Below are 26,796 nucleotides of genomic sequence, written 5' to 3' on the forward strand. Positions count from 1 at the left end.
AGAAGCCGGCGGGCGGGGCGTCCAATCGCTTGCGTTGACCGGCTGATTGTTGGCCTCTATGACGCAACGGTTTGGTCCATGGCGCCATTGGCCAAACCAGTCAGCCACATTGAAAGCTTTGACCATTGTCCCTGCGCCGCTCTGGCGCCACTATTTCCCCTGATTCAACCCCGCAAAAGCACGCCCCCCAAAACAACAAAAGACACAGGGATTTGCCACGATGCGCGATTATTTGGCTGCTACCACCCAGTTCAACTACCAGCAAACCGTCGAGGCCGCACTGGCCGGCCACTTGCAGGCGCTCAACGCCTGCGTCGAATGCTGCGACCGGCACGCGTTGCCGGGGCGCATTGCGTTGTTTTGGGAGGGCAAGGATGGCCGCAGCGCCACCGTGACCTTCAGCGAATTGCAGGATCAGGCGGCGCGCTTGGCCAACTTCCTCCTGGCCCAGGGCGTCAAGCGTGGCGACAAGGTCGCCGGCCTGTTGCCACGCACTGCCGAATTGCTGGTGACGGTGCTCGCCACCTGGCGCATCGGCGCGGTCTATCAACCGCTGTTCACGGCCTTTGGCCCCAAGGCCATCGAGCATCGCCTGAACAGCTCCGGCGCGGCGCTGGTGGTGACCGACGCGGTCAACCGCAGCAAGCTTGCCGAAGTCGCTGACTGCCCGACCATCGTCACCGTGGCCGGCGCCAAGGGCGAAGGCATTGTGCGCGGCGATTTCAGCTTCTGGGCCGAGTTGCCCAACTATTCGAATGTGTGCGAACCGGTACTGCTGGGCGCCGATGATCCATTCCTGCTGATGTTCACCTCTGGCACCACCGGCCCGTCGAAAGCCCTGGCCGTGCCGCTCAAGGCCCTTGTTGCGTTCCAGAGTTATACCCGCGACGCCGTGGACCTGCGCCCCGAAGACGCGTTCTGGAACGTCGCCGACCCGGGCTGGGCCTATGGCATCTACTTCGGTGTGACCGGGCCGTTGTCCATGGGCCATCCGATCACCTTCTACGATGGCCCGTTCACCCTGGAAAGCACCTGCCGGGTCATCAACAAATACGGGATCACCAACCTGACCGGTTCGCCCACGGCCTACCGCCTGCTGATCGCCGGTGGCGAACAGTTCGCGCGCTCGATCAAGGGCCGGTTGCGCATTGTCAGCAGCGCCGGCGAGCCGCTGAACCCGGAAGTGATCCGCTGGTTCGCCGATAACCTGGGCGTGACCATCCACGACCATTACGGCCAGACCGAACTGGGCATGGTCCTGTGCAACCACCACGGCCTGGAACACCCGGTGCATGTCGGCTCCGCCGGCTTTGCCTCGCCGGGGCACCGCATCGTGGTACTGGACGACAACCACCAGGAACTGCCCGCCGGCCAGCCCGGCATCCTGGCGATCGACCGCGAGCAGTCACCGATGTGCTGGTTCGCCGGCTATGAAGGGGTCAAGACCAAGGCCTTTGTCGGCAAGTACTACTTGAGCGGCGACACCGTGGAATTGAACCCCGATGGCAGCATCAGTTTTGTCGGGCGCAGCGACGATGTGATCACGACGTCTGGCTACCGGGTAGGACCGTTTGATGTGGAAAGCGCCTTGGTCGAGCACCCGGCGGTGATCGAAGCCGCCGTGGTCGGCAAGCCGGACGCCGAGCGCACCGAACTGGTCAAGGCTTTTGTGGTGATCAACAGCCAGTACCGCGCCGACGCCGCGTTGGCCGAGGAACTGCGCCTGCATGTGCGCAAGCGCCTGGCGGCCCACGCCTACCCGCGGGAAATCGAATTTGTCAGCGACTTGCCCAAGACCCCGAGCGGCAAGCTGCAGCGGTTTATTTTGCGTAACCAGGAAATCGCCAAGGTCCAGGCAGCGACCACGGCTTGATCCCTCTTTAAGGAAACAACGATGCAGATTGAAAACAAGGTATTTATGGTCAGCGGCGGCGCTTCGGGCCTCGGCGCGGCTACCGCCGAAATGCTGGTGGCTGCGGGTGCCAAGGTGATGCTGGTGGACCTGAATGCCGACGCCGTGGCGGCCCAGGCTGCAAAACTGGGCGCGCAGGCGCGCAGTGTGGTCGCGGATATCAGCCAGGAAGCGGCCGCTGAAGCTGCGGTACAGGCCACGGTGGCGGCGTTTGGCGCCCTGCATGGCCTGGTCAACTGCGCGGGGGTGGTGCGCGGCGAGAAAATCCTCGGCAAGAATGGGCCCCATGCCCTGGCCAGCTTTGCCCAGGTGATCAACGTCAACCTGGTCGGCAGCTTCAACCTGCTGCGCCTGGCCGCAGCGGCGATTGCCGAAACCACGGCGGATGTCGACGGTGAGCGCGGGGTGATCATCAACACCGCTTCGGTGGCGGCCTTCGACGGGCAGATCGGCCAGGCCGCCTACGCGGCGTCCAAGGGCGCGATTGCCAGCCTGACCCTGCCGGCCGCCCGTGAACTGGCGCGCTTCGGCATCCGCGTGATGACCATCGCCCCGGGCATCTTTGAAACACCGATGATGGCCGGCATGACCCCGGAGGTTCGTGACTCCCTGGCGGCCGGCGTGCCGTTCCCGCCACGCCTGGGCAAACCGGCCGAATACGCCGCGCTGGCCCGGCATATCATTGAAAACAGCATGCTCAATGGCGAGGTGATCCGTCTTGACGGTGCCTTGCGCATGGCGGCCAAGTAAGGAGGACTTGTCATGACTCAGCTTCACGATCCGATTGTTGTTGTCAGCGCCGTACGCACGCCCATGGGCGGCTTCCAGGGCGACCTCAAGGGCCTGACCGCGCCGCAACTGGGCGCCGCCGCGATTCGTGCGGCTGTCGAGCGCGCCGGTATCGCCCACGACGCCGTGGATGAAGTGCTGTTCGGTTGCGTGCTGCCCGCCGGTCTCGGCCAGGCCCCGGCACGCCAGGCCGCGCTGGGTGCCGGCCTGGATAAATCGACACGTTGCACCACCCTCAACAAAATGTGCGGTTCGGGCATGGAGGCGGCGATTCTCGCCCATGACTCGCTGCTGGCCGGCAGCGTGCAGGTGGTGATCGCCGGCGGCATGGAAAGCATGTCCAATGCCCCGTACCTGCTGGATCGGGCCCGTAGCGGCTACCGCATGGGCCATGGCCGGGTGCTTGACCATATGTTCCTCGACGGCCTCGAAGACGCCTATGACAAGGGCCGCCTGATGGGCACCTTTGCCGAGGATTGCGCCGAGGCCAATGGCTTTACTCGCGAAACCCAGGATGCGTTTGCCATTGCCTCGCTGACCCGCGCCCAGCAGGCGATCAGTGCCGGGCGTTTCAGCGCCGAGATCGTCCCGGTGCAGGTCACCGTGGGCAAGGAGCAAAAGACCATCACCGACGACGAGCAGCCGCCCAAGGCGCGCCTGGATAAGATCGCCACCTTGAAGCCGGCGTTCCGCGAAGGCGGCACGGTGACGGCGGCCAACTCCAGCTCGATCTCCGACGGCGCGGCGGCCTTGCTGATGATGCGCCAGTCCGAAGCGCAGAAGCGTGGGCTCAAGCCCCTGGCAGTGATCCACGGTCATGCGGCCTTTGCCGATGAGCCGGGGCTGTTCCCGGTGGCGCCGGTGGGGGCGATTCGCAAGCTGATGAGCAAGACCGGCTGGGACCTGGGCGATGTCGACCTGTTCGAGATCAACGAAGCCTTTGCCGTGGTCAGCCTGGTGACCATGAGCAAGCTGGAAATCCCCCACGACAAGGTCAACGTCCACGGTGGGGCGTGTGCCCTGGGGCATCCGATTGGCGCATCCGGCGCGCGGATCCTCGTGACCCTGCTTTCAGCGCTGCGCCAGCGGGGCCTCAAGCGCGGCGTTGCAGCCATCTGCATCGGCGGCGGTGAAGCCACGGCCATCGCCGTCGAATGCCTGGATTAAGGAATTTTTATGTTGCCCAATGACGAACAACTGCAAATCAGCGACGCGGCCCGGCAATTCGCCCAGGAGCGGCTCAAACCGTTCGCTGCCGAGTGGGACCGCGAGCATCGCTTCCCCAGGGAGGCTATCGCTGAGATGGCCGAGCTGGGTTTTTTCGGCATGCTCGTGCCGGAACAGTGGGGCGGCTGCGACACCGGCTACCTGGCCTATGCCATGGCCCTGGAAGAGGTCGCTGCCGGTGATGGCGCCTGCTCGACCATCATGAGCGTGCACAACTCGGTGGGCTGCGTGCCCATCCTCAAGTTCGGCAATGACCAGCAGAAAGAACAATTCCTCAAACCCCTGGCCAGCGGCGCAATGCTCGGTGCGTTTGCCTTGACCGAGCCCCAGGCCGGGTCCGATGCCAGCAGCCTGAAAACCCGCGCGCGTCTTGAAGGCGATCATTACGTGCTCAATGGCTGCAAGCAGTTCATCACCTCCGGGCAGAACGCCGGGGTGGTGATTGTATTTGCCGTGACCGATCCTGCGGCCGGCAAGCGTGGGATCAGCGCGTTTATCGTGCCCACCGACTCGCCGGGCTACACCGTCGCGCGGGTCGAGGACAAGCTGGGCCAGCATGCGTCCGACACCTGTCAGATTCTGTTTGAGGATGTGAAGGTGCCGGTCGCCAACCGCCTGGGCGAGGAGGGCGAAGGCTACAAAATCGCCCTGGCCAACCTGGAGGGCGGTCGCGTGGGTATTGCCTCGCAATCGGTGGGCATGGCCCGTGCGGCGTTCGAAGCTGCCCGGGATTACGCCCGTGAGCGGGAAAGCTTCGGCAAACCGCTGATCGAGCACCAGGCTGTAGCGTTTCGCCTGGCGGACATGGCCACCCAGATCGCTGTGGCCCGGCAGATGGTGCACTACGCGGCGGCCCTGCGCGACAGCGGCAAGCCTGCGCTGGTGGAGGCGTCCATGGCCAAGCTGTTTGCCTCGGAAATGGCCGAGAAAGTCTGTTCTGCCGCCTTGCAAACCCTGGGTGGATACGGTTACCTGAGCGACTTCCCGTTGGAGCGGATCTACCGTGATGTGCGGGTCTGCCAGATTTATGAAGGCACCAGTGATATTCAGCGCATGGTCATTTCGCGCAATCTTTGAAGAGGAACGGATCAATGAGTTATGAAACCATTTTGCTCGACGTTCAAGGCCGTGTCGGGCTGATTACCCTCAATCGCCCCCAGGCGCTGAATGCCTTGAACGCGCAATTGGTCAGCGAAGTGAACCAGGCCCTGGACAGCCTGGAAGCCAATCCCGACATCGGTTGCATCGTGTTGACCGGCTCGAAGAAAGCCTTTGCCGCTGGCGCCGATATCAAGGAAATGGCCGAGCTGACCTACCCGCAGATCTACCTTGATGATCTGTTTAGCGACAGCGACCGTGTGGCCAACCGCCGCAAGCCGATCATCGCGGCGGTCAATGGTTTTGCCCTAGGTGGCGGCTGTGAACTGGCGTTGATGTGCGACTTTATCCTGGCCGGTGACACGGCCAAGTTCGGCCAGCCGGAAGTCAACCTCGGCGTCCTGCCGGGCATGGGCGGCACCCAGCGCCTGACCCGTGCGGTGGGCAAGGCCAAGGCCATGGAGATGTGCCTGACCGGGCGTTTTATCGACGCCGTGGAGGCCGAGCGTTGCGGCATCGTGGCGCGGATTGTGCCGGCGGACGAACTGCTGGACGAGGCGCTCCAGGTTGCGGCGCTGATCGCCAGTAAATCGGTGCCGATCAGCATGATGGTCAAGGAAAGCGTGAACCGCGCCTTTGAAGTCAGCCTGTCGGAAGGCGTGCGCTTTGAGCGCCGGGTGTTCCACGCCGCCTTCGCGACCCAGGATCAGAAGGAAGGCATGGCCGCGTTCGTGGCCAAGCGTGCGCCGCAGTTCAAGGACCAATAAGCCCCTGACCAACTGCCCCGTGGCGAGCAGGCTTGCCCGCGTTGGGTGGCGTAGCAGCCCTAAAATCCGGCCCCGCGTGTTCAACTGAAGCAATGCGCTGGGTGTATTGGGGCTGCTACGCAGCCCCGCGCGGGCAAGCCCGCTCGCCACAACCGTTGCGCTGGCAAGGCAAATAGGGTCATGCCAAAGCGCTTTATCGCCTGTAACATGAGGCCCTGATACGCCCCAGATACAATTTTCAGGTTTCAGGAACCCGTCATGACCCAGAAGCAACGCTTGATTTACTCGATTCTGATTTCCCTGGTCGTCCTCGGCACGATGTTTGGCCTGTCCTATTTGCAGAACATCGGCGCCATCAGTGAGAAGACGTTCCAGTACATCGCCATTGCCGTGGCGGTGATTGTGGTGGTGATCAACGGCATCATGCGCCGCAAGGTCAAGCCCAACCTGTAAGTCAGGCGCTGGTCGCCAGGACCTTGGCAGCCTCTTCATGGAGGCTGTAGCTTTTGTCGCTGTTGAGGGTGATCACGCCCTCGCTGCACAGGCGCTTGAGCACCTCGCGCACACTGAGAAACGACAGCGGGATGCCCAGTTCCAGCAAGTGGCTGTGCACACCCCGTACACCCAGCGAGCGGCCGTTGTCGGCGGCGGTGAGCAGGGCGTCGATGACTTTCAGCCGGATCAGGCTGGTACGCAACCCAAAACACTTGAGCAGATGCCGGATGCGTTGGTTGCCTTGATGCTCGGGGGCCTTGCCGAAGGCTTGGTTACTTGCGCCGAAAGCGGCGTCGTGTGCCATAAAATGTCCGTCCGTGGGCAGTTGCGGGTTGTGCATGCAAAAACTCCTTATCAGAGCCTGATCAGGAAAACGATGGTGCTCTCTAGTTAATAAGACGTATGAGCCACGCAAATCATGAAGTCCAAGCCGGATAAATTTTCTCGGTCTTACGTCTGTCACCTTCCTGGCGCCGGTAAATAAGGCGCGCGCGGCCTAAATTTCTGCGGATTTCTACGTCTTTATCCATGGGCTGGTGTTGGCGAGTCGGCCCCGCCTTGGGCGTTCAATTTGGTTTGATGATGGGGTCTGCGTGATTATTTCCAACGGGTTGTCCAGGGTTTGCGTGGCGGGTGTGTTGCTGGGGGTGAGCCTGTGTGCGACGGCCCGCCAGGTGAGCGAGGTGCAGGCGGGTACGCTGAGCGCCGATATCCGCCGCACCGGGTTTGGTATCCCGCATATCCGCGCCAACGATGAGCGCGGCCTGGGCTATGGCATCGGCTATGCCTACGCGCAGGACAACCTGTGCCTGCTGGCCAACGAAGTGGTCACGGTCAATGGCCAGCGCGCTCGTTACTTCGGTGCCGAGCAGGCGACCCTGGAAGAGCGCAACAACTTGACCAGCGATGTGTTCTTTACCTGGCTCAATACGCCCGAAGCAGTGACGGCTTTCTGGAAGGCGCAGACCCCGCAGATGCAGCAGCGTCTTGCCGGCTATGCGGCGGGTTACAACCGCTACCTGCAAGAGCGCGGGGCCAAGGACCGACCGATGCAGTGCCAGGGCGCCTGGGTGCGGCCGATCACGACCGATGACCTGATCAAGCTGACCCGGCGGTTGCTGGTGGAAGGTGGCGTGGGGCAATTCGCCGAGGCCTTGGCGGGGGCGACACCACCCCAGCCAGGCGTGGCGGTGCAGAGCGATGTGCGAGCGTTTGAGGTCGCCACCTTGAAGCAGCAACGCTTTGCCCTGGATCGCGGCAGCAACGCGGTGGCGGTGGGCAGCGAGCGCTCGTTCAACGGGCGCGGCATGTTACTGGCCAACCCGCATTTCCCGTGGATCGGCGGCATGCGTTTTTATCAGATGCACCTGACCATTCCTGGTCAGTTGGACGTAATGGGCGCCGCCTTGCCGGGCCTGCCGGTGGTCAATATCGGCTTCAACCAGCATGTGGCCTGGACCCATACGGTGGACACATCCAAGCATTTCACCCTGTATCGCCTGACCCTGGACCCGAAGGACCCGACCCGCTATTTGCTCGACGGCAAGTCGATCCCCCTGCAGAAAACCCAGGTAACGGTACAGGTCAAGGGTGCCGAGGCCCACACCCAAACGGTCTACAGTTCGCAGTTCGGGCCCGTGGTGCAATGGCCGGGCAAGCTCGACTGGAACGGGCAATACGCTTTCAGCCTGCGCGACGCCAACCTGGGCAATGACCGCGTGCTGCAGCAGTGGTACGCGATGAACCAGGCCCGCAGCCTCAAGGACTTGCAAGCCTCGGTACACCGCCTGCAAGGGATTCCCTGGGTCAACACCCTGGCGGCGGACGATCAGGGGCAGAGCCTGTATATGAACCTGTCGGTGGTGCCGAACGTCAGTGCAAAAAAACTCGAACAATGCAGCGACCCGCGTGCCGGTCTGCAGATGATCATGCTTGACGGTGCCCACAGTGCCTGCGCCTGGGATATCGATCCGCGCGCCGCCCAGCCGGGGATCTTCGCCGCTGATCAACTGCCGCAGCTGGCGCGCCGGGACTACGTGCAGCACTCCAACGACTCGGCCTGGATGGCTAACCCCAAGGCCCCGCTGGCCGGCTTTTCGCCGGTGGTCAGCCAGGATCACATTGCCCTGGGCGCACGTTCGCGTTTTGCCTTGCAGCGCTTGCAGGACCTGGACACACAGCCGATCACCGTCGCCGATTTGCAACACATGGTGCTGGATAACCAGGTGTACCTGGCTGGGCAGGTGATGCCGGATCTGCTCAAGTTCTGCGCGCAACAGACGGATGCCGCCCTGAAAACCCTGTGTACCCGCCTCAAGGACTGGGACCAGAAGGCCAACCTCGACAGCGGCCTGGGCCTGGTGCATTTCTTCCAGGTCATGGAGCACCTGCAGCAAGTGCCGCAGGTGTGGCGCGTTGCGTTTGACCCGGACCACCCACAAACCACCCCGCGCGGGTTGCTCATCGAGCAGCCTGAGGTGGCCAACGCGTTGCGTGAGGCAATGCTGGCGTCAATGGCGCAGGTGAGTGAATCGGGGTTGAAAGAAGGCACTCGTTGGGGCGATATCCAGGTCTCGGGCAGCACCCCGATGCACGGTGGCCCACAGGAACTGGGGATCTACAACGCCATGCAAAGCGTGCCGAGGGCCGATGGCAAGCGTGAGGTGGTCAGCGGCAGCAGTTACTTGCAGATCGTCACCTTCGACGACCAGGGGCCGAAAGCGGAAGGCGTGTTGGCGTTCTCACTGTCCAGCGATCCGGCGTCGCCGTACTTCAAGGACCAGACCCAGGCGTTTTCCGCGAAAAAGCTCAGCCCGTTGCCGTTTACCGAACAGCAGATCAAGGCTGACCCACAGTATCAACGGCAGGTGATCCACGAGTAGGGGCTTTATTGGCCGAGCAGGTGCGCCACGGCGGCAAACGCCTGGTCATGGCGTGCCTGCCAATCCCCGCCAATCACCTTGTACGGTTGCTGATGCTGCTCCAGCCAGTCGCGGCTGGCCTGGAAGAAGGCCCGGCGGTCGGCCAGGTCCGGCTGGCAGCGTTGACCGTCGGCGGTCCAGCCAATGCCTTCGGGCGACAGCAACAGGTGCAGGTCGTAATGGCGGGCCAGCAGTGCCTCGTCGAGCCACGCGGGGGCATCGCCAAACAGCGTCAGGCTCCACAGCTTGTTGGTCAGCAGGTGAGTATCAAGGATCAGCAGTTGCGGCTGCCGGGCACGGCCGGCATCTTCCCAGGCCAGTTGGCCACGGGCGATGTCCGGGATGTCGGCGAGGGTCGTATCACGCTGGTAGTGGTCGATGAAATAGCGCACATACTCGCCCACCAGCACCGCACCGAAATGCGCCTGCAACTGCTCGGCCAGCCAGCTTTTACCGCTGGACTCGGGGCCTGCCATCACCAGCACCTTCATGTGCGCAACGCCGGATCGGCGCGCCATTCGCGCCAGCCTTGTACGGCAATCACTGTGAACAGGGCATAGAGCGCGGCCGTCAGGTACAGCCCCTTGTAGACAAACAGGCCGACAAAAATCACATCGACCACAATCCACAGTGCCCAGCATTGCACGCGTTTTTGCGCCATCCACATCTGCGCCACCAGGCTGAAGCCGGTCAGGGCGGCGTCCAGCCAGGGTTGTGCAGCATCGGTCCAGTGTGCCATGGCGGCGCCCAGCAACAGGCTGCCGACTGCGCCAACCGTCAGGCTCAGGAGGATCGCCTGGCTGCCAAGACTGCTGACCTGGCGCCCTTGCTTGACCTCGCCGGCGCGAGTCCATTGCCACCAACCGTAGACCTGCAGGCCGGCATACACCACTTGCAGCAGCATGTCGGAATACAGCTTCACCTCGAAGAACACCCAGGTGTACAGCAGCACCATGACCAGGCCGATCGGCCAGCACCACGGGTTCTGCTTGACCGTCAACCAGACGGCAATCACCCCCAGCGCGGCGGCAAACAGTTCAAGCCCGGACATGGGATTCCTTGGAAGAGTCGAAGAGGAGGGCGATTGTACCCAACCGGCCGGGCAAAATCCTGTCCAGGCCGGGGGCTAATTATGGGAAGAGGGATTGCTGTGGCAAACCCGCTCGCTGTGGCGAGCGGGTTGCTGTCGGGAGGAGGGCTAGACCTTGAACTGGCGCAGCAGGCCGTTGAGTTCTTCGCTCAAGTCCTTCAGATGCACGCTGGCCTCGCTCGATTGCTGGGCCGCCAGCGCAGTGCTATGGGACAGGCCGGCGGCCTGGGTCACGTTCTGGTTGATGTCTTCCACCACGTGGGCCTGTTGCAGGGTCGCGCTGGCAATCGAGGCGTTCAGGCCGTTGAGGTTGCGCAGGGCCTGGCCGATGGCATTCAGGCTGGCGCCCGCCTGGCCGGCTTGTTCGATGGTCAGTTGCGAGGCCTGGTGGCTGTCGCTGATGACCTTGACCGCTGCTTCGGAATGCCCTTGCAGGCGCTCGATCATGTTCTGGATTTCGGCAGTGGATTTTTGCGTGCGCTGGGCCAGCAGGCGCACTTCGTCGGCGACCACGGCAAAACCACGGCCTTGTTCACCGGCGCGGGCCGCTTCGATGGCGGCGTTGAGAGCCAGCAGGTTGGTCTGCTCGGCAATCGAGCGAATCACCTCCAGCACCCCGCCAATCTGCGTGCTTTCGGTGGACAGGGTGCGGATCACTTCCACCGCCTGGCTGATGGTGCCGGACAGCGCGTCGATCTGTTGCAGGCTGCCGTCGATATTGACCTGGCCCTGTTCGGCCTGGGTCTGCGCGTCACGCATTTCGCTGGCGGCGTGCTCGGCATTCTTGGCCACGTCCTGGACGCCGTAGGTCACTTCATTGATGGCGGTGGCCACCAGCTCCATTTGCTGGGATTGTTGCTGGCTGCGGTCATGGGCCTGGCTGGCGTTGTTGCCCAGCTCGGCGGACGACTGGGCCAGGGCATTGGCGCACACCTGCAACTGGCTGACCACCTGGCGCAGTTTGGCGGTGAAGGTGTTGAAGTGTTGGGACAGTTGCGTGACTTCGTCCTGGCCATGGGTGTCGAGGCTGCGGGTCAGGTCGCTTTCGCCACTGGCGATGTTGGCCATGGCCTGTACCGCTTCCTGCAACGGGCGCACGATGCTGCGGGCAATCAGCACCACCAGCAGGGCCATGATCAGGGCAATGCCCAGGCCGATCAGCGAGGCTTTCCAGACCTGGCCGCGAAATTGTGCCTGTACGTCGTCCACATAGACGCCGGAGCCTATGATCCAGCCCCAGGGTTCGAACAACTGGATATAGGAGGTCTTGGCCACGGGCTCAGCCGCGCCGGGTTTCGGCCAGCGGTAATCGACCATGCCGACGCCCTTGGCCTTGGCCAGGGTGACGAACTCATTGAAGATCGCAAAGCCGTCCGGATCGCGGATGGCCGATAGGTTCTGGCCGTCGAGCTTGGGGTTGGCCGGGTGCATGATCATCACCGGCGTCAGGTCATTGATCCAGAAGTATTCGTTCTGGTCGTAGCGCAGACCGCGCACCACACTCAGGGCTTGTTTCTGCGCGGCTTCGCGGGTCAGCACCCCGGTGGTTTCAAGGCCGTGATAAAAATTCAGAATCCCGCTGGCAGTTTGCACTACGTGCTGGGTTTTCTGGCTCTTGGCCTGGTAGAGGTCGTCGTGGATCTGCTTGAGCATCAACAAACCCAGGGTCATCAACATCAACACGGCGACTATCAGGATCATCCAGAGGCGCCGACTGATCGACATATTGCGCAAACTGTTCATAGTCTTGTCACTCCGCGTTCTTATAATTTTCGGTGCTGCGTTGATCGGCCAGTGATAACGCGAAGCGAAATTCGGGCTTGTCTGATAGGCTTTCGGCCCGGAATCAAAAAACCTGAGTACTGCCTGATTTTTCACAGAATTTTTGCAGGTCAGCCTTGATCCTGCGCGCAGCCTTGCCGCGTGCTCATCGTTAGTGAACACCTAGAAAATATCAACGAGGCATGCCGTCGCATGACCTTTGGGGGAATAATGGATCTTTGGACCGCCTTTCAGGCATTGATACTTGGCATTGTCGAAGGGCTGACAGAGTTCTTGCCGATCTCCAGTACCGGGCACCAGATTATCGTCGCTGACTTGCTCGACTTCGGTGGCGAGCGCGCCATGGCGTTCAACATCATCATTCAACTGGGCGCCATCCTGGCGGTGGTCTGGGAGTTCCGGCGCAAGATCCTCGACGTGGTGACCGGCCTGCCGACCCAGCGCAACGCCCAGCGCTTTACCGTCAATCTGCTGATCGCCTTCCTGCCGGCGGTGGTGTTGGGGGTGATTTTTGCCGACCTGATCCACGAATACCTGTTCAACCCGATCACGGTGGCCACTGCGCTGGTGATCGGCGGGGTGATCATGTTGTGGGCCGAGCGTCGCGAGCATGTCATCCATGCCGAAACCGTCGATGACATCACCTGGAAAGACGCCTTGAAAGTGGGCTTTGCCCAGTGCCTGGCGATGATTCCAGGGACGTCGCGTTCCGGCTCGACCATTATCGGTGGCCTGTTGTTTGGCCTGTCGCGCAAGACGGCCACCGAGTTTTCGTTCTTCCTGGCGATGCCGACCATGGTCGGGGCGGCGGTGTACTCGGGCTATAAATACCGTGACCTGTTCCAGCCTGCGGATCTGCCGGTGTTTGCCGTCGGTTTTGTGGTCTCGTTCATCTTCGCGATGATTGCAGTGCGTGGCTTGCTCAAGTTCATCGCCAGCCACAGCTATGCAGTGTTTGCCTGGTACCGCATTGCGTTCGGTTTGCTGATCCTGGCCACCTGGCAGTTCGGCTGGATTGACTGGGCGGCGGCCAAGGCGTGATGACAATCCAGCATCTGCGCTTGAAGGCTGTGGTGTTTGCACTGTTGTGTGCCGTGCCGTTGTTTGGCGCGGCACTGCTGGCGTATCGCGGGGTGTCGCTGATCCCGTTGGCGGCCTATGGCCTGGTCAGCGTGGTGACGTTTTGCCTGTATTGGAGTGACAAGCGCAAGGCCCAGAGCGATAGCTGGCGCACCCCGGAGAAGATCCTGCATGCCATGGAGCTGGCTGGTGGTTGGCCGGGGGCCTTGGTTGCGCAGCAGGTGTTCCGGCACAAGACGCGCAAGGTGTCTTATCAGGTGGTGTTCTGGCTGATTGTGTTGCTGCACCAGGTGTTCTGGATTGATCGGTTGTTTCTGGGTGGCACGCTGCTGGCAGTCTTCTATCCGCGCGGGGCTTGAGAGCGAAGCTGCGCCCACAGGGGGCTGTGCATGTCTCGATGATCAAGGTGTGTCCAAGACGACCTGGGCTGGCTTACTCGTCCAGCCTCAGGCCGATCTGCGTGCGTTTGGGCAGTTTGCTCACCACCAACTGGTGGGAGCGCTGCAGCAAGCCGCGCAGTTCTTCGCCGCCCAGTGGGTAGGGCACCTGCATGATGATCCACTGCGCCCGCGCCAGGTACGGCGCCGGGTGGATGCCGGGGCGGTCGACGTGACCGAGGAACAGTTCTTTGTCGACCTTGAACGCCAGGGAGTCGCCGCGCAGGTTCTGCAGGGCGAACATCTTGTTGCCGGCAATCGAGAACACCCGCACACCGCCCCACTTGTAATCCTCCCGTGCACCGGGCAAGCCCAGGCAGAACTGGGCGACGTCGTCTTCGGTCATGCTCCGGGTACTCATAGCAGTCGATCTCCGCAACTGTTGAAGGCATGGGCCAGAAAGTCGATCCAGGCGCGCACCGCTGGGGATACGCCGCGTCGATGCGGGTACACCGCTTGCAGCCAGCCACCGGGCAGCGACCACTCGGGCAACAGTTGCACCAGTTGGCCACTTTCCAGCTCCTGCTCGCAATACATCATGGGCAGCACGGTGAAGCCCAGGCCGGCGAGGGCGCTGGCCTTGCGCACCAGGAAGTCGTCGATGCCCAGGCGGGCCTCCATCGCCAGGTCGGTGGCATTGCCGGCAGGGTCGAGCATGCGCAGGTGGACCATACGGTCGGCTTCCAGGGCGCCCAATACCGGCAGGTGTTTGAGGTCGGCCGGGCTGTTGATCTGGCGGTCGCGCACAAACTCGGGGCTGGCGACCATGGCCGTCTGCGCCTGACGCAGGCGACGGGTCACCAGCAGTGGGTCTTCGTCCCCCAACTCGCGCACACGCAAAGCTACGTCTACACCCTCGGCCACCAGGTCGACGCGGCGATTGATCAGCATCATCTCCAGTTGCACCAGCGGGTGGGCCGCGAGGAATTGCGCCACCACCGTCGGCAGGATTTCGTGGGCCAGGCCCACCGGGCAACTGACCCGCAGCCGGCCCCGGGGTTCGCTGGACATGTTGACCACGGCTTCGTCGGCCATTTCCGCTTCCAGCAGCATCGCCTGGCAGTGCCCCAGGTAGCGTTCGCCGACGGCCGTCAGGGTCAGTTGCCGGGTGGTGCGCTGTAAGAGGCGGGCGCCGAGGCGTTCTTCCAGTTCGGCAATGCGCCGCGACAGCCGCGACTTGGGGATGCCCAGCAGCCGGCCAGCCGCCGCGAAGCCACCGGCTTCCACCACCTTGGCGAAATAGTAGAGGTCATTGAGGTCTTGCATGTTGGGCCTATTGTCCTGTCAGTGGGACGAACTATCGCATTTTAACCGGCTAATCGGCTATTGGATTGATCTGTAGGATTCTCCCCATCAGATCGCCGGTGGCGATCCTCACTTGGAGATCCCACATGAAACTCTTGCATATTGATTCCAGCATCCTCGGTGACAACTCGGTATCCCGCCAGTTGAGCGGCGAAGTGGTCAAGGCCTGGCAGGCGGCTGAGCCGGGTGTCGAAGTGACCTACCGTGACCTGGCCAGCGAAGGTATCACCCATTTTTCCGGGATTACCCTGGGCGCGTTGGGCACCAGCGCCGAGTTGCGTGATGCCGTACAGAAGCACGAAGCCGACCTGAGCGCCTCGACCCTGGCCGAGTTCCTGGCTGCCGACGCGGTGGTTATCGCCGCGCCGATGTACAACTTCACCATTCCCACCCAGCTCAAGGCCTGGATCGACCGCATTGCCGTCGCTGGCCAGACGTTCCGCTACACCGAAGCCGGCCCGCAAGGCCTGTGCGGCAACAAGAAAGTCATCGTGGTCTCCACCGCCGGTGGCCTGCACGTTGGCCAACCGACCGGAGTCGGGCACGAGGACTACTTGAAAGTGCTGCTGGGCTTCTTCGGTATCACCGATATCGAGTTCGTACGTGCCCACGGCCTGGCCTATGGTGACGAAGCACGCAGCAAGGCATTGAACGATGCCAATGCGCTGATCAGCGAGCAGTTGTTCGTCGCGGCGTAAGCACGAGCGCCTTTCAATCTGATTCGGGCTGTCTAAACTCTGTATTCTGCTAGCTTCAATGCCGGCGGAATACGGAGTTTTTTGTTTTGAACCGGCGAATATGGCGCAGCTTATGCAACACCGGGTCATACCGCCCGAGGCTGCATCGGCCTGCAGGCGTCACCCAGCACAGGTGGACATCCCCATGATGCGTCTTTGTGCAGTCTTGCTGGTTTCCCTGCTCGGCGGCCTCGTTTCAGTGCACGCCGCTGTCGCCCCGCACCCCCATTGGAGCGTGGGCTATCACCGCATGAGCTTTCTTGACCCGCTGGATTCGCAGCCGATGAAAGCCATCGCGTTTTATCCGTCCAAGGGTGATGAACATCTCAGTCAGGTGGGGGCGTATCGCGTCGCCGCCGCCGAGGACGCCAAGGTCGCCATCGGCCGCTTCCCGTTGCTGATGCTGTCCCATGGCAACACCGGCACGCCCCTGGCTTTGCACGACCTGGCGACGTCGCTGGCGCGCAAGGGGTTTGTGGTGGTCGCCGTGCTGCACCCGGGCGACAACTATAAGGACCACAGCCGCCTGGGTACCTTGAGTAACCTGTATGGCCGGCCGATCCAGATTTCTGCGGCGATTACCGCGACCCTGGGCGACCCGATGCTGTCGCCGTTCGTCAACGTGGGCCAGGTAGGGGTGATTGGCTATTCGGCGGGCGGCGAGACGGCGCTGATCCTGGCCGGGGCCAAGCCGGATTTCGAGCGTTTGCGCCGCTATTGCCAGGAGCGTCCTGAAGACCGCGACGCCTGTACCTCTAAGGGTGAGCTGGTGGTCGACCGCGATGACCTGCAACCCCAGGCCGACCCACGGATCCACGCGTTGATGCTGATGGCGCCGCTTAGCCTGATGTTCGGTCGTCAGACCCTGGGCGACGTGCATGTGCCGGTGCTGCTGTACAGCGGCGATGGCGACAAGCTGGTAGCCGTGGATAAAAACGCCGCCGCCCTGGCGCGCAAGCTGCCACAGCCGCCGGATTTCAAACTGTTGGCCGGGGCTGGGCACTTTATCTTCATGGCCCCTTGCGATGACGAGCAACTGGCGCTGATGCCGGCGCTTTGTACCGATGCCGATGGGGTGGACCGCGAGGGTATTCACCGCGACCTGATCTCCGAGGCCGGGCGTTTTTTCGGGCGCACCCTCGGCCAGCACTCGCGGGCCGGGATACAGACTGCGGATCAGTAGGCCCGGCGCATCAGCAGCCAGGTCAGGCCCAGGCCCGTGACGGACAGTAGCGCCGCGCAAAAGAAAATCCACGAGTAGCCCAAGTTCAACGCCACCGCACCCATCAGCGGTCCGGCAATCGCCAGCGCCAGGTCAAAAAACACCGCATAGGCACTCAGCCCGGCGCCCCGGCTGCTGTTGGGCACCTGTTTGATGGCTTCGACGCCCAGTGCCGGGTACACCAACGACAAGCCAAACCCGGTGAGGCCGGCGCCGATCAGGGCAATGGCGGGCGAGGGCGCGAGCCACAGCAGGGTCAGGCCGAGGGTTTCCAGGGTCATGCAGGCAATCGCCGCGCGAAACCCGCCAAAACGGCTGATGCTCGAGATAAACAGCAGGCGCGAGAGGATAAAGCAGATGCCAAACACCGTCAGGCACCAGGCGGCGCCGGTCCAGCCGCGATTGAGGTAGAACAGGGCAATGAAGGTGGTCAGGGTGCCGTAGCCAATGGACGCCAGGCACAGGCTGGCACCAAACGGCGCGATCCGCCCGAACACCGCCCAGAACGGCAGGCGCTCGCCGCGCACCACCGGCACCGAGGGTTTTTTGCGGATCAGCACCAGGCCCAGGGCTGCCAGCACGGCCAGCGCGGGACCGAGGCTGTTGTAACCGTATTGCGCAACCATCACCACGCCCAGCGGCGCGCCAATGGCGATGGCGCCATAGGAGGCGATGCCGTTCCAGGAGATCGAGCGCGCGGTGTGTTCGGCGCCGACCTGGCCCATGCACCAACTGATGGTGCCGACACCGATCAGGCCCTGGGCCACGCCCAGCAACACGCGACCGACCAGCAGAATTCCCAGGCTCAGGCTGGGCAGGCTGTGCAGCAGCGTGGCAAAAAACGTCAAGACACCGCTGAGCAGAATACCGCTCAAGCCCAGCACGATCGCGCGCTTGGTGCCGACGTTGTCCGACATGCGCCCGGCCATGGGGCGGCTGAGGAGGGTGGCCAGGTATTGCGAACCGATGGTCACGCCGGCCACCACGGCGCTGAATCCCAGTTGTTCATGGACGTAGCCGGGGATCACCGCAATCGGCAGGCCGATGCAGATAAACGCGATAAAGGTATAGAAGACGATGGAGACGATCTGCAGGGTGATCGACAGGGAGCTGAGGGCGGCTGGCATGGAGGCTCATTCGCGGCAGGGCGGTGAACGCATCATGGCAAGGGCTTGGAAGAAAAGGAAGCAGGCTAACAATCATCGGCCCTGACGCGCCGTTGGTCGAGCCTGGAAATGCAAAAAGCCCCGTCACTGCTGACGGGGCTTTTACTTGCAGCGTGTGGCTAACCGCTATTGGCGGCCCTTAAAACACCACGCCCTGGCTACGCAGGTAGTCGTCATAGGTGCCGCTGAAGTCGATCACGCCGCTTGGGCTCAGCTCGATGATGCGGGTGGCCAGGGACGATACGAACTCACGGTCGTGGCTGACGAAGATCAGCGTGCCCGGATAGTTTTCCAGCGCCAGGTTCAGCGCCTCGATGGATTCCATGTCCAAGTGGTTGGTCGGTTCGTCCATGACCAGCACGTTGGGCTTTTGCAGGATCAGCTTGCCGAACAGCATGCGACCTTGCTCACCACCGGAGATGACCTTGACCGACTTGAGGATCTCATCGTTGGAGAACAGCATGCGGCCCAGGGTGCCGCGGATCACTTGTTCGCCCTGAGCCCACTGGCCCATCCAGTCGAACAGGGTGACGTCGTCTTCGAAGTCGTGGGCGTGGTCCTGGGCGTAGTAGCCCAGTTCGGCCGCATCGGTCCACTTCACGCTACCGGCGTCCGGGGTCAGTTCGTTGACCAGGGTGCGCAGCAGGGTGGTCTTGCCGATACCGTTCGGGCCGATGATCGCCACGCGCTCGCCGGCTTCAACCTGGAAGCTGAAGTCCTTGAACAGGGTCTTGCCGTCAAAGCCTTTGGCCATGCGCTCGACGATGACCGCCTGGCGGTGCAGTTTCTTGGTCTGTTCGAAACGGATGAACGGGCTCACACGGCTCGAAGGCTTGACTTCGGCCAGTTGGATCTTGTCGATCGCCTTGGCGCGGGAAGTGGCCTGCTTGGCTTTCGAGGCGTTGGCCGAGAAGCGGCTGACGAACGATTGCAGTTCGGAGATCTGCGCTTTCTTCTTGGCGTTGTCCGACAGCAACTGCTCGCGGGACTGGGTCGCCACGGTCATGTACTCGTCGTAGTTGCCCGGGAACAGGCGCAGCTCGCCGTAGTCCAGGTCAGCCATGTGGGTGCACACGCTGTTCAGGAAGTGCCGGTCGTGAGAGATGATGATCATCAGGCTGTTACGCTGGGTCAGGATGTTTTCCAGCCAGCGAATGGTGTTGATGTCCAGGTGGTTCGTCGGTTCGTCGAGCAGCAGCACTTCCGGATCCGAGAACAGCGCCTGGGCCAGCAATACGCGCAGCTTCCAGCCTGGAGACACTTCGCTCATCGGGCCGAAGTGTTGCTCGATGCCGATACCCAGGCCCAGCAGCAGTTCACCGGCACGGGATTCGGCGGTGTAGCCGTCCATTTCGGCGAACTCGGTTTCCAGCTCGGCCACGGCCATGCCGTCTTCTTCGCTCATTTCTGGCAGCGAGTAGATGCGATCGCGCTCGGCTTTGACCTTCCACAGCTCTTCGTGACCCATGATCACGGTGTCGATGACATTGAATTCTTCGTAGGCGAACTGATCCTGGCGCAGCTTACCCAGGCGCACGTTCGGCTCCAGCATGACCTGGCCGCCGGACGGGTCGAGATCGCCACCGAGGATTTTCATGAAGGTCGACTTGCCGCAACCGTTGGCACCGATCAAACCATAACGGTTACCGGCGCCGAACTTGACCGAGACGTTCTCAAACAGCGGCTTGGCGCCGAACTGCATGGTGATGTTAGCTGTGGAGATCAATTACTTTACCTATCAATAGCTTGGGGTGCGCTTATTTGGGCCGGGACCCATTCGGAGCCCGGGCCAACGGGCATGCGTCAACAGCGACATCAAGGCGTGAAGCCCAGTCGCCGAGCAGAAAATATGGGGTGTATGTTGGAATTTGGCGCGCATTGTCGCATATGTGCGGCGTGAGTTATATGACAGGCAGGCGTGTCGGGCCGCTGGAAGTGCCTGGTTTGTCTTTTTTTTGCGGAAATCCTTACAAAAAGCATCGAGTTGTATCGAAACTGTATCGGCCGTCCGATCTGTGTTTGTTAACAGTTGAACATGCAATGGCCGTGGATTAAGTTTCCAGCGTTCGCCCTGCAGTGATGGCTCTTTACCGGTTCAAGGATGGCGAGGCTGTCGGTGCGGGGCGAACTCCCTTCTGTTTTCTTGACGGCGCTCATCGCCATCGTGGTGCGCACGTTCAATGGTTTGGAGACGCAATGGACACGCTGTCTGCTCAACAGGCAATCGCCAGCAACAAGGCCGCCTGGAACGAATCCGCCGAACACCACAAAGCTACCGAGCACTGGCAAAGCCTGCTCGCGGATGTCGGCGCGCCTGATTTTTCCTGCCTGGATCCCACCCTGACCACCCTGTTAATGCAGGTGGGCGTCAAGGGGCGGGACGCCGTGCAACTGGGTTGCAATAACGGCCGTGAAAGCCTGTCGCTGTATGGGCTGGGCGCCAGCAGTGTGGTGGGGGTCGACCAGTCCGATGCATTTCTGGCACAGGCGGCGGAGCTGGCCAGTCGCTCACCCCATGCGCCCGAGTTTATCGAAGCCGATATTCATCATTTGCCCGAGCGGTTGCAGGGGCGTTTTGATATCGCCCTGATCACCATCGGGGTGTTGGGTTGGATGCCGGATATCGGGCTATTCATGGGGCATGTCGCCAGCACCCTCAAAGACGGCGGGACGCTGGTGATCTACGAGACTCATCCGATCCTGGAAGTATTCGACCCCGAAGCGCCGAACCCGATGCTGCCGGTCACCTCATATTTTCGCCGCGAGCCTTTTGTGCAGCACGAGGCAATTGTCTATGAAGGTCCGAGTAACAGCGCAGCCGCGGCGTCTTACTGGTTCGTGCACACCTTAGGCGAGGTTGTCAGCGCGGCCATCGCGGCAGGCTTGCAGATCAGCCATCTGCAGGAGTACCCGCACTCCAATCGCGAAGAGCTCTACGACCAGTATGAGAACCAGCCGGCGCAACTGCCGATGTGCTACACCCTGACCGCCGTCAAGCGCCCGGCCTGAAGGCAAAAAAAGGCCCGCTGGGGCGGCGGGCCAAGGGATTCATCTGAGGAGTTGGGTCTAACCTAGCGTGCCAAGCGTGAATACTTCGTGAAAATCCTGTCGCAAAAACGAATGCCCCTCATCCGTTCATGACCGGCGTACGAAAGTGCGCATTGTCTGCCCTGGCGTCGTACTGAAACGCGTCGGCCGGGGCATGCCTTCATCCGCCGCGATAAACACGAAGCGCTCATCATCCAGGGTGTAACTGGCGGGCAGGTGCTTTCCGGCGTCGGCACCGATGGCGTCGATCCAGGTGATGCTCTTGGGCGTGGTGTTGGCGTCCAGGGTAAAACTGCCCTGCAGTAATACCTCGCCATCTTGGGTCATGACCCGAAACTGATCCCCCTCGATTGTGGTCAGCGCACCGGGCGCACTGTGTTCATCCGGTGGGTTGGCGATGCCGCTGTCTTCCAGGGCGATTTGTTCCCAGGTGCCTTGCAGGGCTTGTTTATCCTTTTCGGTCGGGCACGGCGTGGAGCGGGAAGGGGACGAGGGCATGTAAAAAATCCTTTTTGATGCGACATGTAAATGGCGGGCCCGCCAACAGCAAGAAATGTTCCGTAGCAAGTTCCGTTAAAAGATTTTGCAGGAAATTTCCCAAAGTTGTGCTGCGGTCGGTTTTTTTCCTTTGCCAGCAGATATTTAAAGCGATTCTGACATATCGTGAGCGCGGTGGTTTCCGATATGTCGTCTACGCTGATCAATGCCTTATATGACATTATTTTTTCTGAAGGAAAACAATCTGAGTGCGGTAGGGATTTTTTCAGTGACGCAATGGTCGGATAACCGTCGCCTCGTGTCGTATTGGCTATATCCAGGGCGTTGTCCCTGTATTTTCAGTTGGTTATTCAGATCTACCGTGTAGTGGGCAGCCAGCGTCCACTTTTAGAAGGGTGTCCCCATTTTGAACAGAGCTCCCCAGGTGCAAGCCCCCGTGGTGTCCGATGAAATTGATTTATTTGATCTGTTCCACTCAATCTGGCGACAAAAGAAACTGGTCATCGGTTGTACCCTGTTTGCCGGCGTGATTGGCGTTGGCTACGCGTTGCTGGCGCCCCGTGAGTATCAGGTCAGCAGCGTGCTGCGCCCGGCGGCTATCAATGAGCTGGATGCCCTCAATCGCTCCGAAGTCTACAAATTGCCACCAGCGGACGCACTGGCCAAAGTCGGCGCGCAACTGGATTCGTATGACGCACGACTGAGCTTCTTCAAGGCCAACCCCGCGTTGTTCCAGGCGTTTCAGGAGCCAGGGCGCAGCCTTGAACAGAGTTTCGAAGCGTTCAACCGTAACTCGATCAAGCTGATCCTGCCCGATCCGAAAAAATCCGACTCCCTGAGCAGCTATATTCGTCTTGAACTGCAATACCCCACGGACATTGACGGGGTGGCGATTCTCAACGGCTTTGTTGATTACGCCATTGCCGCAGAGCGTGAGCAGGTGGGCGCCGACCTCAAGGTGATCGTCAACAACCGCCTTACCGAGCTCAAGGGCAAGATTGACGCGGCGCGCTCCAATTATGAAACCGACAAGGAATCGAAGATCGCCAAGCTGCTGGAGGGCGACAAGCTCAAACGCGCACAGCTGGAAGATGAACTCAGTGCCTTGCGCCTGCAGATGAAAATGCAGCGTTCCAACCGCCTGGCAGAGTTGAATGAAGCGATCTCGATTGCCAAGTCCATGGGCATCAAGAACCCGACCACACCTTCGTCCATGGCCGATGCCGGGCGTAGTGGCTCCAGTCAGGTGATGCGTACCGAGGTCAATAACCAGCAGATTCCCCTGTACTTCCTCGGCACCGATGCCCTGGAAGCCGAGCGTACGGCCCTGCAGCAGCGTACCAATGACGACTTCACCAATAGCCGTGTTGCGGAAATCGGCAAGGAGCTGCAACTGCTGGAGGTCAATCGCCAAGTCGAAGTCATGAAGCGGCGGGGCAATGAAGATATTTTCCTGCAGGACGTCGAGCCCTTGCGTGCTGAAGTGGCACGCCTGCGTGGCCTGAATATTGATATGAGTGCGTTGAAACTGGTGACCATTGACCGGCGCGCGCAAGAGCCGCTGAGCCCGATCAAACCGAAAAAAGTCCTGGTGGTTGCATTGAGCCTGGCCGTCGGCTTGCTGCTGGGGATGTTCGTTGCGCTGGTTCGCCATCTGGTCCTGACGCGGCGCCAGACTGTGGCCTATTCAGGCCTGGACGATGACCGTTTTACCCGGCGTGAACGCAAGGATGACTCGCCATTGGGCTGAGTCACACCGGACCTTTCCCGGGCTGCGTCGCAGCCCGGCACTCCCGCCACCGCCCGTTCGAGGTGGCGCGGCTATACAGTCGGAAGACACCTTTTCACAATTCTTAGTTAACCTTTGGTTACAAACTATGGCTAAAATAACTGCCATTGGCCACTATCCGAATTGTCTCCAAGACGGTCGTGGGTCTGTTAATGAATTGTGATTTCAGGTGCTGCATTTTCCATCCTCAGCCCGGTAGGGCCTGGCGGAGCAGCCTGTACTCTTCTGATATGTGACGAATTCCCGTGAAACTCATTATTGTTGCTCTGTACGTTGCGTCCATTGCGTATGTCCATCTGCGTGGCCGAGTGCGACATAAGCTGGGCCGTCAATTAAGCGACCACTCCACCTTCCTCGCCCCGGTCAATTGCTTCCTTTACCTGTTCTCCAAGCTGCCCGGCCGGCCGTACCTTGCCCCCAGTGACTTCCCCGACCTGAGCCCGCTCCAGGAGCATTGGCAGGAGATCCGCGAGGAAGGCCAGAACCTGATGCGCGCCGGCGAGATCAAGCGCTCCGACCAATACAATGACGTGGGCTTCAACTCGTTTTTCAAATCGGGCTGGAAGCGTTTCTACCTCAAGTGGTACGGCGACAGTCACCCCTCGGCCATGAAGCTGTGCCCGCGCACTACCGAGCTGGTGCAAAGTATCGGTTCGATCAAGGCGGCGATGTTTGCCGAACTGCCGCCAGGTTCCAGGCTGGTCCGCCACCGCGATCCTTATGCTGGCTCCTATCGCTACCACCTGGGGCTGGATACGCCCAACGATCCAGGCTGCTACATCAACGTGGACGGTGAGAATTATTACTGGCGTGACGGCGAGGCGGTGATGTTCGATGAGACCTACATCCACTACGCCGAAAACACCACGGCGCAAAACCGCATCATTCTGTTCTGCGATATTGAGCGGCCGATGAAATATCGTTGGGCGGCTGCGTTCAATCGCTGGTTCAGCCGCAACGTCATGGCGGCCGCCGGCTCACCCAATGATGCCGGGGACAAGACCGGTGGCTTGAACCGCGCCTTTACCCGCCTGTACAAGATCCGCTTGCGGGGCAAGGAGCTGAAAAAGCGTAACCGCACCCGCTATTACCTGGAAAAGTGGGCGATCTTTGCCGGTTTGGCAGTGATTTTTATCCTGATCTGAACATCAGCCCCCTTGCCACCGGCGGGGGGCTCTATTCAGGCGGCTGGGCCCCCAGTTTCTGCCACATCTTCTTGCTGAGCCGCTGGCGGTTGGCATAACCCGCCCAGGGATCGGCTTTCAGGCTGTTTAAGCGCGCCTGCAAATTCGTCACATTCCATTGCTGGGCGCTGCGCAGGCTGTCGAGTTCATCTCGGCTGATGGGCACGGAAACCGGCAGCCCCGGGCGGGCACGTACCGAATAGGCGGCGACGGTGCTGGCACCGCGGCCATTGCGCAGGTAGTCGATAAAGATCTTGCCGATGCGGTTTTTGGGGCCGCTGGTGGCGGTAAAACGCTCCGGCAGTTGCTGTGTCATGAACAGCGCAATGGCCAACGATGTTGTCCTTGGTGACCTCCTTACCGGTGGTCTTGTTGATGCGCTTATAGCCCACGGGGTCCATGCTGCGTTTGTCCAGCCAGTCGAAATCCACGCCCTGGGCCGAGGTGGCCGAGACCAGCGACACGGGGATGTGTACCAAGCCGAAGCTGATTGCGCCTTTCCATATTGCCCGTGGCATAGCCGAGCTTTCTGATGGGGAATGGTCTTCAGGTGACCTGCAGCCGCTGGCAAAAGTTTCGGCTGTCGGCCGGTTGGCACAGGGGCATTCGAAAAGCCGTGTTACACCTGCCTGGAAAGTATTTAGTTACCAAATCCGAACCCAGGGCGTAGCGTGTTATCGAATGCAGGTATTCCTCGCCCTATAGAGGTTTTGTCATGAACAGCCGTACACGCAGCCTTGCAGTACTGGCCCTGGGCCTTGCCTTGAGTGGCGGGTTGCAGGCGCAAAACCTGCCCGGCAATAACAACCCGTATAACAGCCCGATCAAGCGGGCCAATCCCAATAGCATGCAGGGCACCCAGCCCAATACGCCCGCCGCCCGCGGTACCTACACCGCGCCGGTACCGCGGCCGCCGACCCTGGAAAACGGCGGTATCGGCAATCGCTATCCGCAACGTGATGCAGCGCCCACACGCCCTGCCACCCAACCTTCAGCCCCGACACAAGATGCCAATGGCAATCGCCGGCCCTGAACGCAAGGAACCCCACGTATGTTTCTACGCAAAACCCTTTTAGCGACCTGCTGCGCTGCCGCCCTGGCAAGCGCGCTGCCCGCGTTGGCCGCCGAGACCCGCCAGTTCCCCAGCGAGCAAGGCAGCCTCACCGCGACCCCGATTGTCAAAGGCCTGGACCATCCCTGGGCGGTGGCGTTTTTGCCCGACAAGCAAGGTTTCCTGGTCACCGAGCGGCCGGGCGCGCTGCGCTATGTGAGCAGTGATGGCAAATTATCGGCGCCGTTGAGTGGCGTGCCGCAGGTCTGGGCCAAAGGGCAGGGCGGTTTGCTGGATGTGGTGGTGTCACCGGATTTCAAGGAAGACCGCCTGGTCTACCTGTCCTACGCCGAAGGTGGCGGCAAGGGCGGTACGGCCGGCACGGCGGTAGGCCGTGGCCGTTTGAGCGATGACTTGAGCGGCCTCAAGGACTTCCAGGTGATCCTGCGCCAGGAGCCCAAGCTCTCTACCGGTAATCACTTTGGCTCGCGTCTGGTGTTTGACCGAGACGGCTACCTGTTTGTGACCCTGGGCGAGAACAACGATCGGCCCACGGCTCAGGACCTGGACAAGCTGCAAGGCAAGGTGGTGCGCATCTACCCGGATGGCCGCGTGCCGGATGACAATCCGTTTGTCGGCCAGCCGGGAGCGCGGCCGGAGATTTGGTCCTATGGCCAGCGCAACCCCCAGGGCGCGGCGCTGAACCCGTGGACCGGCACCCTCTGGGAGAACGAACACGGCCCGCGTGGCGGCGATGAAATCAATATCATCGAACGTGGCAAGAACTATGGCTGGCCCCTGGCGACCCACGGCATCAACTATTCCTTGCTGCCGATTCCCGAGGCCCGTGGCAAGACAGCCGAAGGCACGGTCGGCCCCCATCATGTGTGGGAAAAGTCACCGGCCATCAGCGGCATGGCGTTCTACGACGCTGACCGCTTCAAAGCCTGGCAGCACAACCTGTTTATCGGCGCCCTGGCCAGCCAGGAACTGATTCGCCTGCAGTTCGAGGGCGACAAGGTGGTCCACGAAGAGCGTCTGTTGGGCGAACTGAAGGCGCGCATCCGCGATGTACGCCAGGGCCCGGATGGTTTCCTGTACGTACTCACGGATGAGGAGGATGGCGTGTTGTATCAGGTGGGGTTGAAGCAGGATTGACGGGCATTGCAGGAGCCGGCAAGGACTGGACGCCCCCCCG

26 protein-coding genes and 2 pseudogenes are annotated in these 26,796 nt (G+C 61.4%); 17 read left to right on the forward strand and 11 right to left on the reverse strand.

Going from position 1 to position 26,796, the window contains the following annotated elements:
* Positions 1-220 precede the first annotated feature (220 nt).
* The 6 genes from JFT44_RS25065 to JFT44_RS25090 all read left to right on the forward strand — a co-directional run bounded on the left by JFT44_RS25065 (position 221) and on the right by JFT44_RS25090 (position 6,246).
* Positions 221-1,873 (forward strand): AMP-binding protein, encoded by a 1,653-nt coding sequence (locus JFT44_RS25065; RefSeq protein WP_057440087.1) that lies wholly within the window; start codon positions 221-223, stop codon positions 1,871-1,873.
* Positions 1,874-1,894: 21 nt separating this feature from the next.
* Positions 1,895-2,662, forward strand: coding sequence for an SDR family NAD(P)-dependent oxidoreductase (locus tag JFT44_RS25070; RefSeq protein WP_169961010.1), 768 nt, complete (start codon positions 1,895-1,897; stop codon positions 2,660-2,662).
* A 12-nt stretch (positions 2,663-2,674) separates the two neighbouring features.
* Positions 2,675-3,868, forward strand: coding sequence for an acetyl-CoA C-acyltransferase (locus JFT44_RS25075; RefSeq protein ID WP_198831342.1), 1,194 nt, complete (start codon positions 2,675-2,677; stop codon positions 3,866-3,868).
* A 9-nt stretch (positions 3,869-3,877) separates the two neighbouring features.
* Positions 3,878-5,005, forward strand: coding sequence for an acyl-CoA dehydrogenase (locus JFT44_RS25080; protein ID WP_115128144.1), 1,128 nt, complete (start codon positions 3,878-3,880; stop codon positions 5,003-5,005).
* 14 nt (positions 5,006-5,019) lie between these two features.
* The gene (locus JFT44_RS25085) at positions 5,020-5,793 is read left to right on the forward strand and encodes an enoyl-CoA hydratase (RefSeq protein WP_057440091.1); all 774 of its coding nucleotides are present in this window, start codon (positions 5,020-5,022) and stop codon (positions 5,791-5,793) included.
* 258 nt (positions 5,794-6,051) lie between these two features.
* On the forward strand, positions 6,052-6,246 hold the full coding sequence (locus JFT44_RS25090) for a hypothetical protein (protein ID WP_057440092.1): 195 nt from the start codon (positions 6,052-6,054) through the stop codon (positions 6,244-6,246).
* A gap of 1 nt (position 6,247) precedes the next feature.
* Here the strand turns inward: JFT44_RS25090 and JFT44_RS25095 are convergent, their stop codons facing one another.
* Positions 6,248-6,628, reverse strand: coding sequence for a hypothetical protein (locus tag JFT44_RS25095; RefSeq protein WP_057440093.1), 381 nt, complete (start codon positions 6,626-6,628; stop codon positions 6,248-6,250).
* 253 nt (positions 6,629-6,881) lie between these two features.
* Between JFT44_RS25095 and JFT44_RS25100 the strand changes: the two genes are divergently transcribed.
* A complete protein-coding gene (locus JFT44_RS25100; RefSeq protein ID WP_198831343.1) occupies positions 6,882-9,170 on the forward strand; it encodes an acylase in 2,289 nt (762 codons plus the stop codon).
* Positions 9,171-9,175: 5 nt separating this feature from the next.
* Here the strand turns inward: JFT44_RS25100 and JFT44_RS25105 are convergent, their stop codons facing one another.
* The 3 genes from JFT44_RS25105 to JFT44_RS25115 form a co-directional block, all read right to left on the reverse strand.
* Positions 9,176-9,700, reverse strand: coding sequence for an AAA family ATPase (locus JFT44_RS25105; protein WP_115128148.1), 525 nt, complete (start codon positions 9,698-9,700; stop codon positions 9,176-9,178).
* A complete protein-coding gene (gene pnuC / locus JFT44_RS25110) occupies positions 9,697-10,260 on the reverse strand; it encodes a nicotinamide riboside transporter PnuC (RefSeq protein WP_057440095.1) in 564 nt (187 codons plus the stop codon). The genes JFT44_RS25105 and pnuC overlap by 4 nt, the downstream gene beginning before the upstream one ends.
* A gap of 147 nt (positions 10,261-10,407) precedes the next feature.
* Positions 10,408-12,042 carry a methyl-accepting chemotaxis protein gene (locus JFT44_RS25115; RefSeq protein ID WP_198831344.1) on the reverse strand — a complete coding sequence of 545 codons (1,635 nt, stop codon included), beginning with the start codon at positions 12,040-12,042 and terminating at the stop codon, positions 10,408-10,410.
* Positions 12,043-12,291: 249 nt separating this feature from the next.
* Between JFT44_RS25115 and JFT44_RS25120 the strand changes: the two genes are divergently transcribed.
* Together JFT44_RS25120 and JFT44_RS25125 are read left to right on the forward strand one after the other, a co-directional pair.
* Entirely contained in the window at positions 12,292-13,122 is an 831-nt protein-coding gene (locus tag JFT44_RS25120) for an undecaprenyl-diphosphate phosphatase (RefSeq protein ID WP_057959747.1), read from the forward strand.
* Positions 13,122-13,520, forward strand: coding sequence for a DUF1294 domain-containing protein (locus JFT44_RS25125; protein ID WP_198831353.1), 399 nt, complete (start codon positions 13,122-13,124; stop codon positions 13,518-13,520). The genes JFT44_RS25120 and JFT44_RS25125 overlap by 1 nt, the downstream gene beginning before the upstream one ends.
* Positions 13,521-13,593: 73 nt before the next feature.
* On the opposite strand, the gene JFT44_RS25130 is transcribed toward JFT44_RS25125, so the two are convergent.
* Both JFT44_RS25130 and JFT44_RS25135 read right to left on the reverse strand, forming a co-directional pair.
* Positions 13,594-13,944 (reverse strand): MmcQ/YjbR family DNA-binding protein, encoded by a 351-nt coding sequence (locus tag JFT44_RS25130; protein ID WP_120732934.1) that lies wholly within the window; start codon positions 13,942-13,944, stop codon positions 13,594-13,596.
* 11 nt (positions 13,945-13,955) lie between these two features.
* Positions 13,956-14,864 carry a LysR substrate-binding domain-containing protein gene (locus JFT44_RS25135; RefSeq protein ID WP_057440099.1) on the reverse strand — a complete coding sequence of 303 codons (909 nt, stop codon included), beginning with the start codon at positions 14,862-14,864 and terminating at the stop codon, positions 13,956-13,958.
* A gap of 125 nt (positions 14,865-14,989) precedes the next feature.
* On the opposite strand from JFT44_RS25135, the gene JFT44_RS25140 reads away from it, so the two are divergent.
* On the forward strand, positions 14,990-15,601 hold the full coding sequence (locus JFT44_RS25140) for an FMN-dependent NADH-azoreductase (RefSeq protein WP_057440100.1): 612 nt from the start codon (positions 14,990-14,992) through the stop codon (positions 15,599-15,601).
* Positions 15,602-15,785: 184 nt separating this feature from the next.
* On the forward strand, positions 15,786-16,823 hold the full coding sequence (locus tag JFT44_RS25145) for a dienelactone hydrolase (protein ID WP_198831345.1): 1,038 nt from the start codon (positions 15,786-15,788) through the stop codon (positions 16,821-16,823).
* Here the strand turns inward: JFT44_RS25145 and JFT44_RS25150 are convergent.
* Both JFT44_RS25150 and JFT44_RS25155 read right to left on the reverse strand, forming a co-directional pair.
* Complete coding sequence (locus tag JFT44_RS25150; protein ID WP_198831346.1) at positions 16,817-17,989, reverse strand: MFS transporter; 1,173 nt, start codon at positions 17,987-17,989, stop codon at positions 16,817-16,819. The genes JFT44_RS25145 and JFT44_RS25150 overlap by 7 nt on opposite strands.
* 178 nt (positions 17,990-18,167) lie before the next feature.
* Entirely contained in the window at positions 18,168-19,754 is a 1,587-nt protein-coding gene (locus JFT44_RS25155) for an ABC-F family ATPase (protein ID WP_071610063.1), read from the reverse strand.
* A 470-nt stretch (positions 19,755-20,224) separates the two neighbouring features.
* On the opposite strand from JFT44_RS25155, the gene JFT44_RS25160 reads away from it, so the two are divergent.
* Complete coding sequence (locus JFT44_RS25160) at positions 20,225-21,037, forward strand: bifunctional 2-polyprenyl-6-hydroxyphenol methylase/3-demethylubiquinol 3-O-methyltransferase UbiG (RefSeq protein WP_057440103.1); 813 nt, start codon at positions 20,225-20,227, stop codon at positions 21,035-21,037.
* Positions 21,038-21,163: 126 nt separating this feature from the next.
* Here the strand turns inward: JFT44_RS25160 and JFT44_RS25165 are convergent, their stop codons facing one another.
* Entirely contained in the window at positions 21,164-21,574 is a 411-nt protein-coding gene (locus JFT44_RS25165; RefSeq protein ID WP_198831347.1) for a TIGR03067 domain-containing protein, read from the reverse strand.
* Positions 21,575-21,980: 406 nt separating this feature from the next.
* Between JFT44_RS25165 and JFT44_RS25170 the strand changes: the two genes are divergently transcribed.
* The gene (locus JFT44_RS25170; protein ID WP_057440105.1) at positions 21,981-23,324 is read left to right on the forward strand and encodes an LPS O-antigen chain length determinant protein WzzB; all 1,344 of its coding nucleotides are present in this window, start codon (positions 21,981-21,983) and stop codon (positions 23,322-23,324) included.
* Positions 23,325-23,608: 284 nt separating this feature from the next.
* Entirely contained in the window at positions 23,609-24,508 is a 900-nt protein-coding gene (gene lpxO / locus JFT44_RS25175) for a lipid A hydroxylase LpxO (RefSeq protein WP_057440106.1), read from the forward strand.
* Between the two features lie 31 nt (positions 24,509-24,539).
* On the opposite strand, the pseudogene ligD reads toward lpxO, so the two are convergent.
* Positions 24,540-24,878, reverse strand: a pseudogene (gene ligD, locus JFT44_RS25180) (ATP-dependent DNA ligase); the annotation flags it as partial.
* A 1-nt stretch (position 24,879) separates the two neighbouring features.
* Positions 24,880-25,011, reverse strand: a pseudogene (locus tag JFT44_RS25185) (Ku protein); the annotation flags it as partial.
* On the opposite strand from JFT44_RS25185, the gene JFT44_RS28805 reads away from it, so the two are divergent.
* The 3 genes from JFT44_RS28805 to JFT44_RS25195 are packed head-to-tail and all read left to right on the forward strand — an operon-like array spanning position 24,947 to position 26,756.
* Complete coding sequence (locus tag JFT44_RS28805; RefSeq protein WP_233098428.1) at positions 24,947-25,252, forward strand: hypothetical protein; 306 nt, start codon at positions 24,947-24,949, stop codon at positions 25,250-25,252. The pseudogene JFT44_RS25185 and the gene JFT44_RS28805 sit on opposite strands and share 65 nt — an antisense overlap.
* A gap of 10 nt (positions 25,253-25,262) precedes the next feature.
* On the forward strand, positions 25,263-25,580 hold the full coding sequence (locus JFT44_RS25190; protein WP_169961018.1) for a hypothetical protein: 318 nt from the start codon (positions 25,263-25,265) through the stop codon (positions 25,578-25,580).
* A gap of 18 nt (positions 25,581-25,598) precedes the next feature.
* Positions 25,599-26,756, forward strand: coding sequence for a PQQ-dependent sugar dehydrogenase (locus JFT44_RS25195; protein WP_198831348.1), 1,158 nt, complete (start codon positions 25,599-25,601; stop codon positions 26,754-26,756).
* Positions 26,757-26,796: the final 40 nt, after the last annotated feature.

Origin of the sequence: Pseudomonas sp. MF5691 (assembly GCF_016405645.1) — a bacterium.
Taxonomy (GTDB): Bacteria; Pseudomonadota; Gammaproteobacteria; order Pseudomonadales; family Pseudomonadaceae; genus Aquipseudomonas; species Aquipseudomonas shahriarae.

What these genes read in the sequence shown, in the direction of transcription:
- JFT44_RS25085 (WP_057440091.1), top strand. Translation starts at nt 5,020, where the DNA reads ATGAGTTATGAAACCATTTTGCTCGACGTTCAAGGCCGTGTCGGGCTG.
- JFT44_RS25090 (WP_057440092.1), top strand. Translation starts at nt 6,052, where the DNA reads ATGACCCAGAAGCAACGCTTGATTTACTCGATTCTGATTTCCCTGGTC.
- JFT44_RS25065 (WP_057440087.1), top strand. Translation starts at nt 221, where the DNA reads ATGCGCGATTATTTGGCTGCTACCACCCAGTTCAACTACCAGCAAACC.
- JFT44_RS25150 (WP_198831346.1), bottom strand. Translation starts at nt 17,989, where the DNA reads ATGCCAGCCGCCCTCAGCTCCCTGTCGATCACCCTGCAGATCGTCTCC.
- JFT44_RS25075 (WP_198831342.1), top strand. Translation starts at nt 2,675, where the DNA reads ATGACTCAGCTTCACGATCCGATTGTTGTTGTCAGCGCCGTACGCACG.
- JFT44_RS25080 (WP_115128144.1), top strand. Translation starts at nt 3,878, where the DNA reads ATGTTGCCCAATGACGAACAACTGCAAATCAGCGACGCGGCCCGGCAA.
- JFT44_RS25190 (WP_169961018.1), top strand. Translation starts at nt 25,263, where the DNA reads ATGAACAGCCGTACACGCAGCCTTGCAGTACTGGCCCTGGGCCTTGCC.
- JFT44_RS25105 (WP_115128148.1), bottom strand. Translation starts at nt 9,700, where the DNA reads ATGAAGGTGCTGGTGATGGCAGGCCCCGAGTCCAGCGGTAAAAGCTGG.
- JFT44_RS25070 (WP_169961010.1), top strand. Translation starts at nt 1,895, where the DNA reads ATGCAGATTGAAAACAAGGTATTTATGGTCAGCGGCGGCGCTTCGGGC.
- JFT44_RS25135 (WP_057440099.1), bottom strand. Translation starts at nt 14,864, where the DNA reads ATGCAAGACCTCAATGACCTCTACTATTTCGCCAAGGTGGTGGAAGCC.
- JFT44_RS25120 (WP_057959747.1), top strand. Translation starts at nt 12,292, where the DNA reads ATGGATCTTTGGACCGCCTTTCAGGCATTGATACTTGGCATTGTCGAA.
- JFT44_RS25130 (WP_120732934.1), bottom strand. Translation starts at nt 13,944, where the DNA reads ATGACCGAAGACGACGTCGCCCAGTTCTGCCTGGGCTTGCCCGGTGCA.
- JFT44_RS25160 (WP_057440103.1), top strand. Translation starts at nt 20,225, where the DNA reads ATGGACACGCTGTCTGCTCAACAGGCAATCGCCAGCAACAAGGCCGCC.
- JFT44_RS25195 (WP_198831348.1), top strand. Translation starts at nt 25,599, where the DNA reads ATGTTTCTACGCAAAACCCTTTTAGCGACCTGCTGCGCTGCCGCCCTG.
- JFT44_RS25095 (WP_057440093.1), bottom strand. Translation starts at nt 6,628, where the DNA reads ATGCACAACCCGCAACTGCCCACGGACGGACATTTTATGGCACACGAC.
- JFT44_RS25140 (WP_057440100.1), top strand. Translation starts at nt 14,990, where the DNA reads ATGAAACTCTTGCATATTGATTCCAGCATCCTCGGTGACAACTCGGTA.
- JFT44_RS25115 (WP_198831344.1), bottom strand. Translation starts at nt 12,042, where the DNA reads ATGAACAGTTTGCGCAATATGTCGATCAGTCGGCGCCTCTGGATGATC.
- JFT44_RS28805 (WP_233098428.1), top strand. Translation starts at nt 24,947, where the DNA reads ATGCTGCGTTTGTCCAGCCAGTCGAAATCCACGCCCTGGGCCGAGGTG.
- JFT44_RS25165 (WP_198831347.1), bottom strand. Translation starts at nt 21,574, where the DNA reads ATGCCCTCGTCCCCTTCCCGCTCCACGCCGTGCCCGACCGAAAAGGAT.
- JFT44_RS25145 (WP_198831345.1), top strand. Translation starts at nt 15,786, where the DNA reads ATGATGCGTCTTTGTGCAGTCTTGCTGGTTTCCCTGCTCGGCGGCCTC.
- JFT44_RS25125 (WP_198831353.1), top strand. Translation starts at nt 13,122, where the DNA reads ATGACAATCCAGCATCTGCGCTTGAAGGCTGTGGTGTTTGCACTGTTG.
- pnuC (WP_057440095.1), bottom strand. Translation starts at nt 10,260, where the DNA reads ATGTCCGGGCTTGAACTGTTTGCCGCCGCGCTGGGGGTGATTGCCGTC.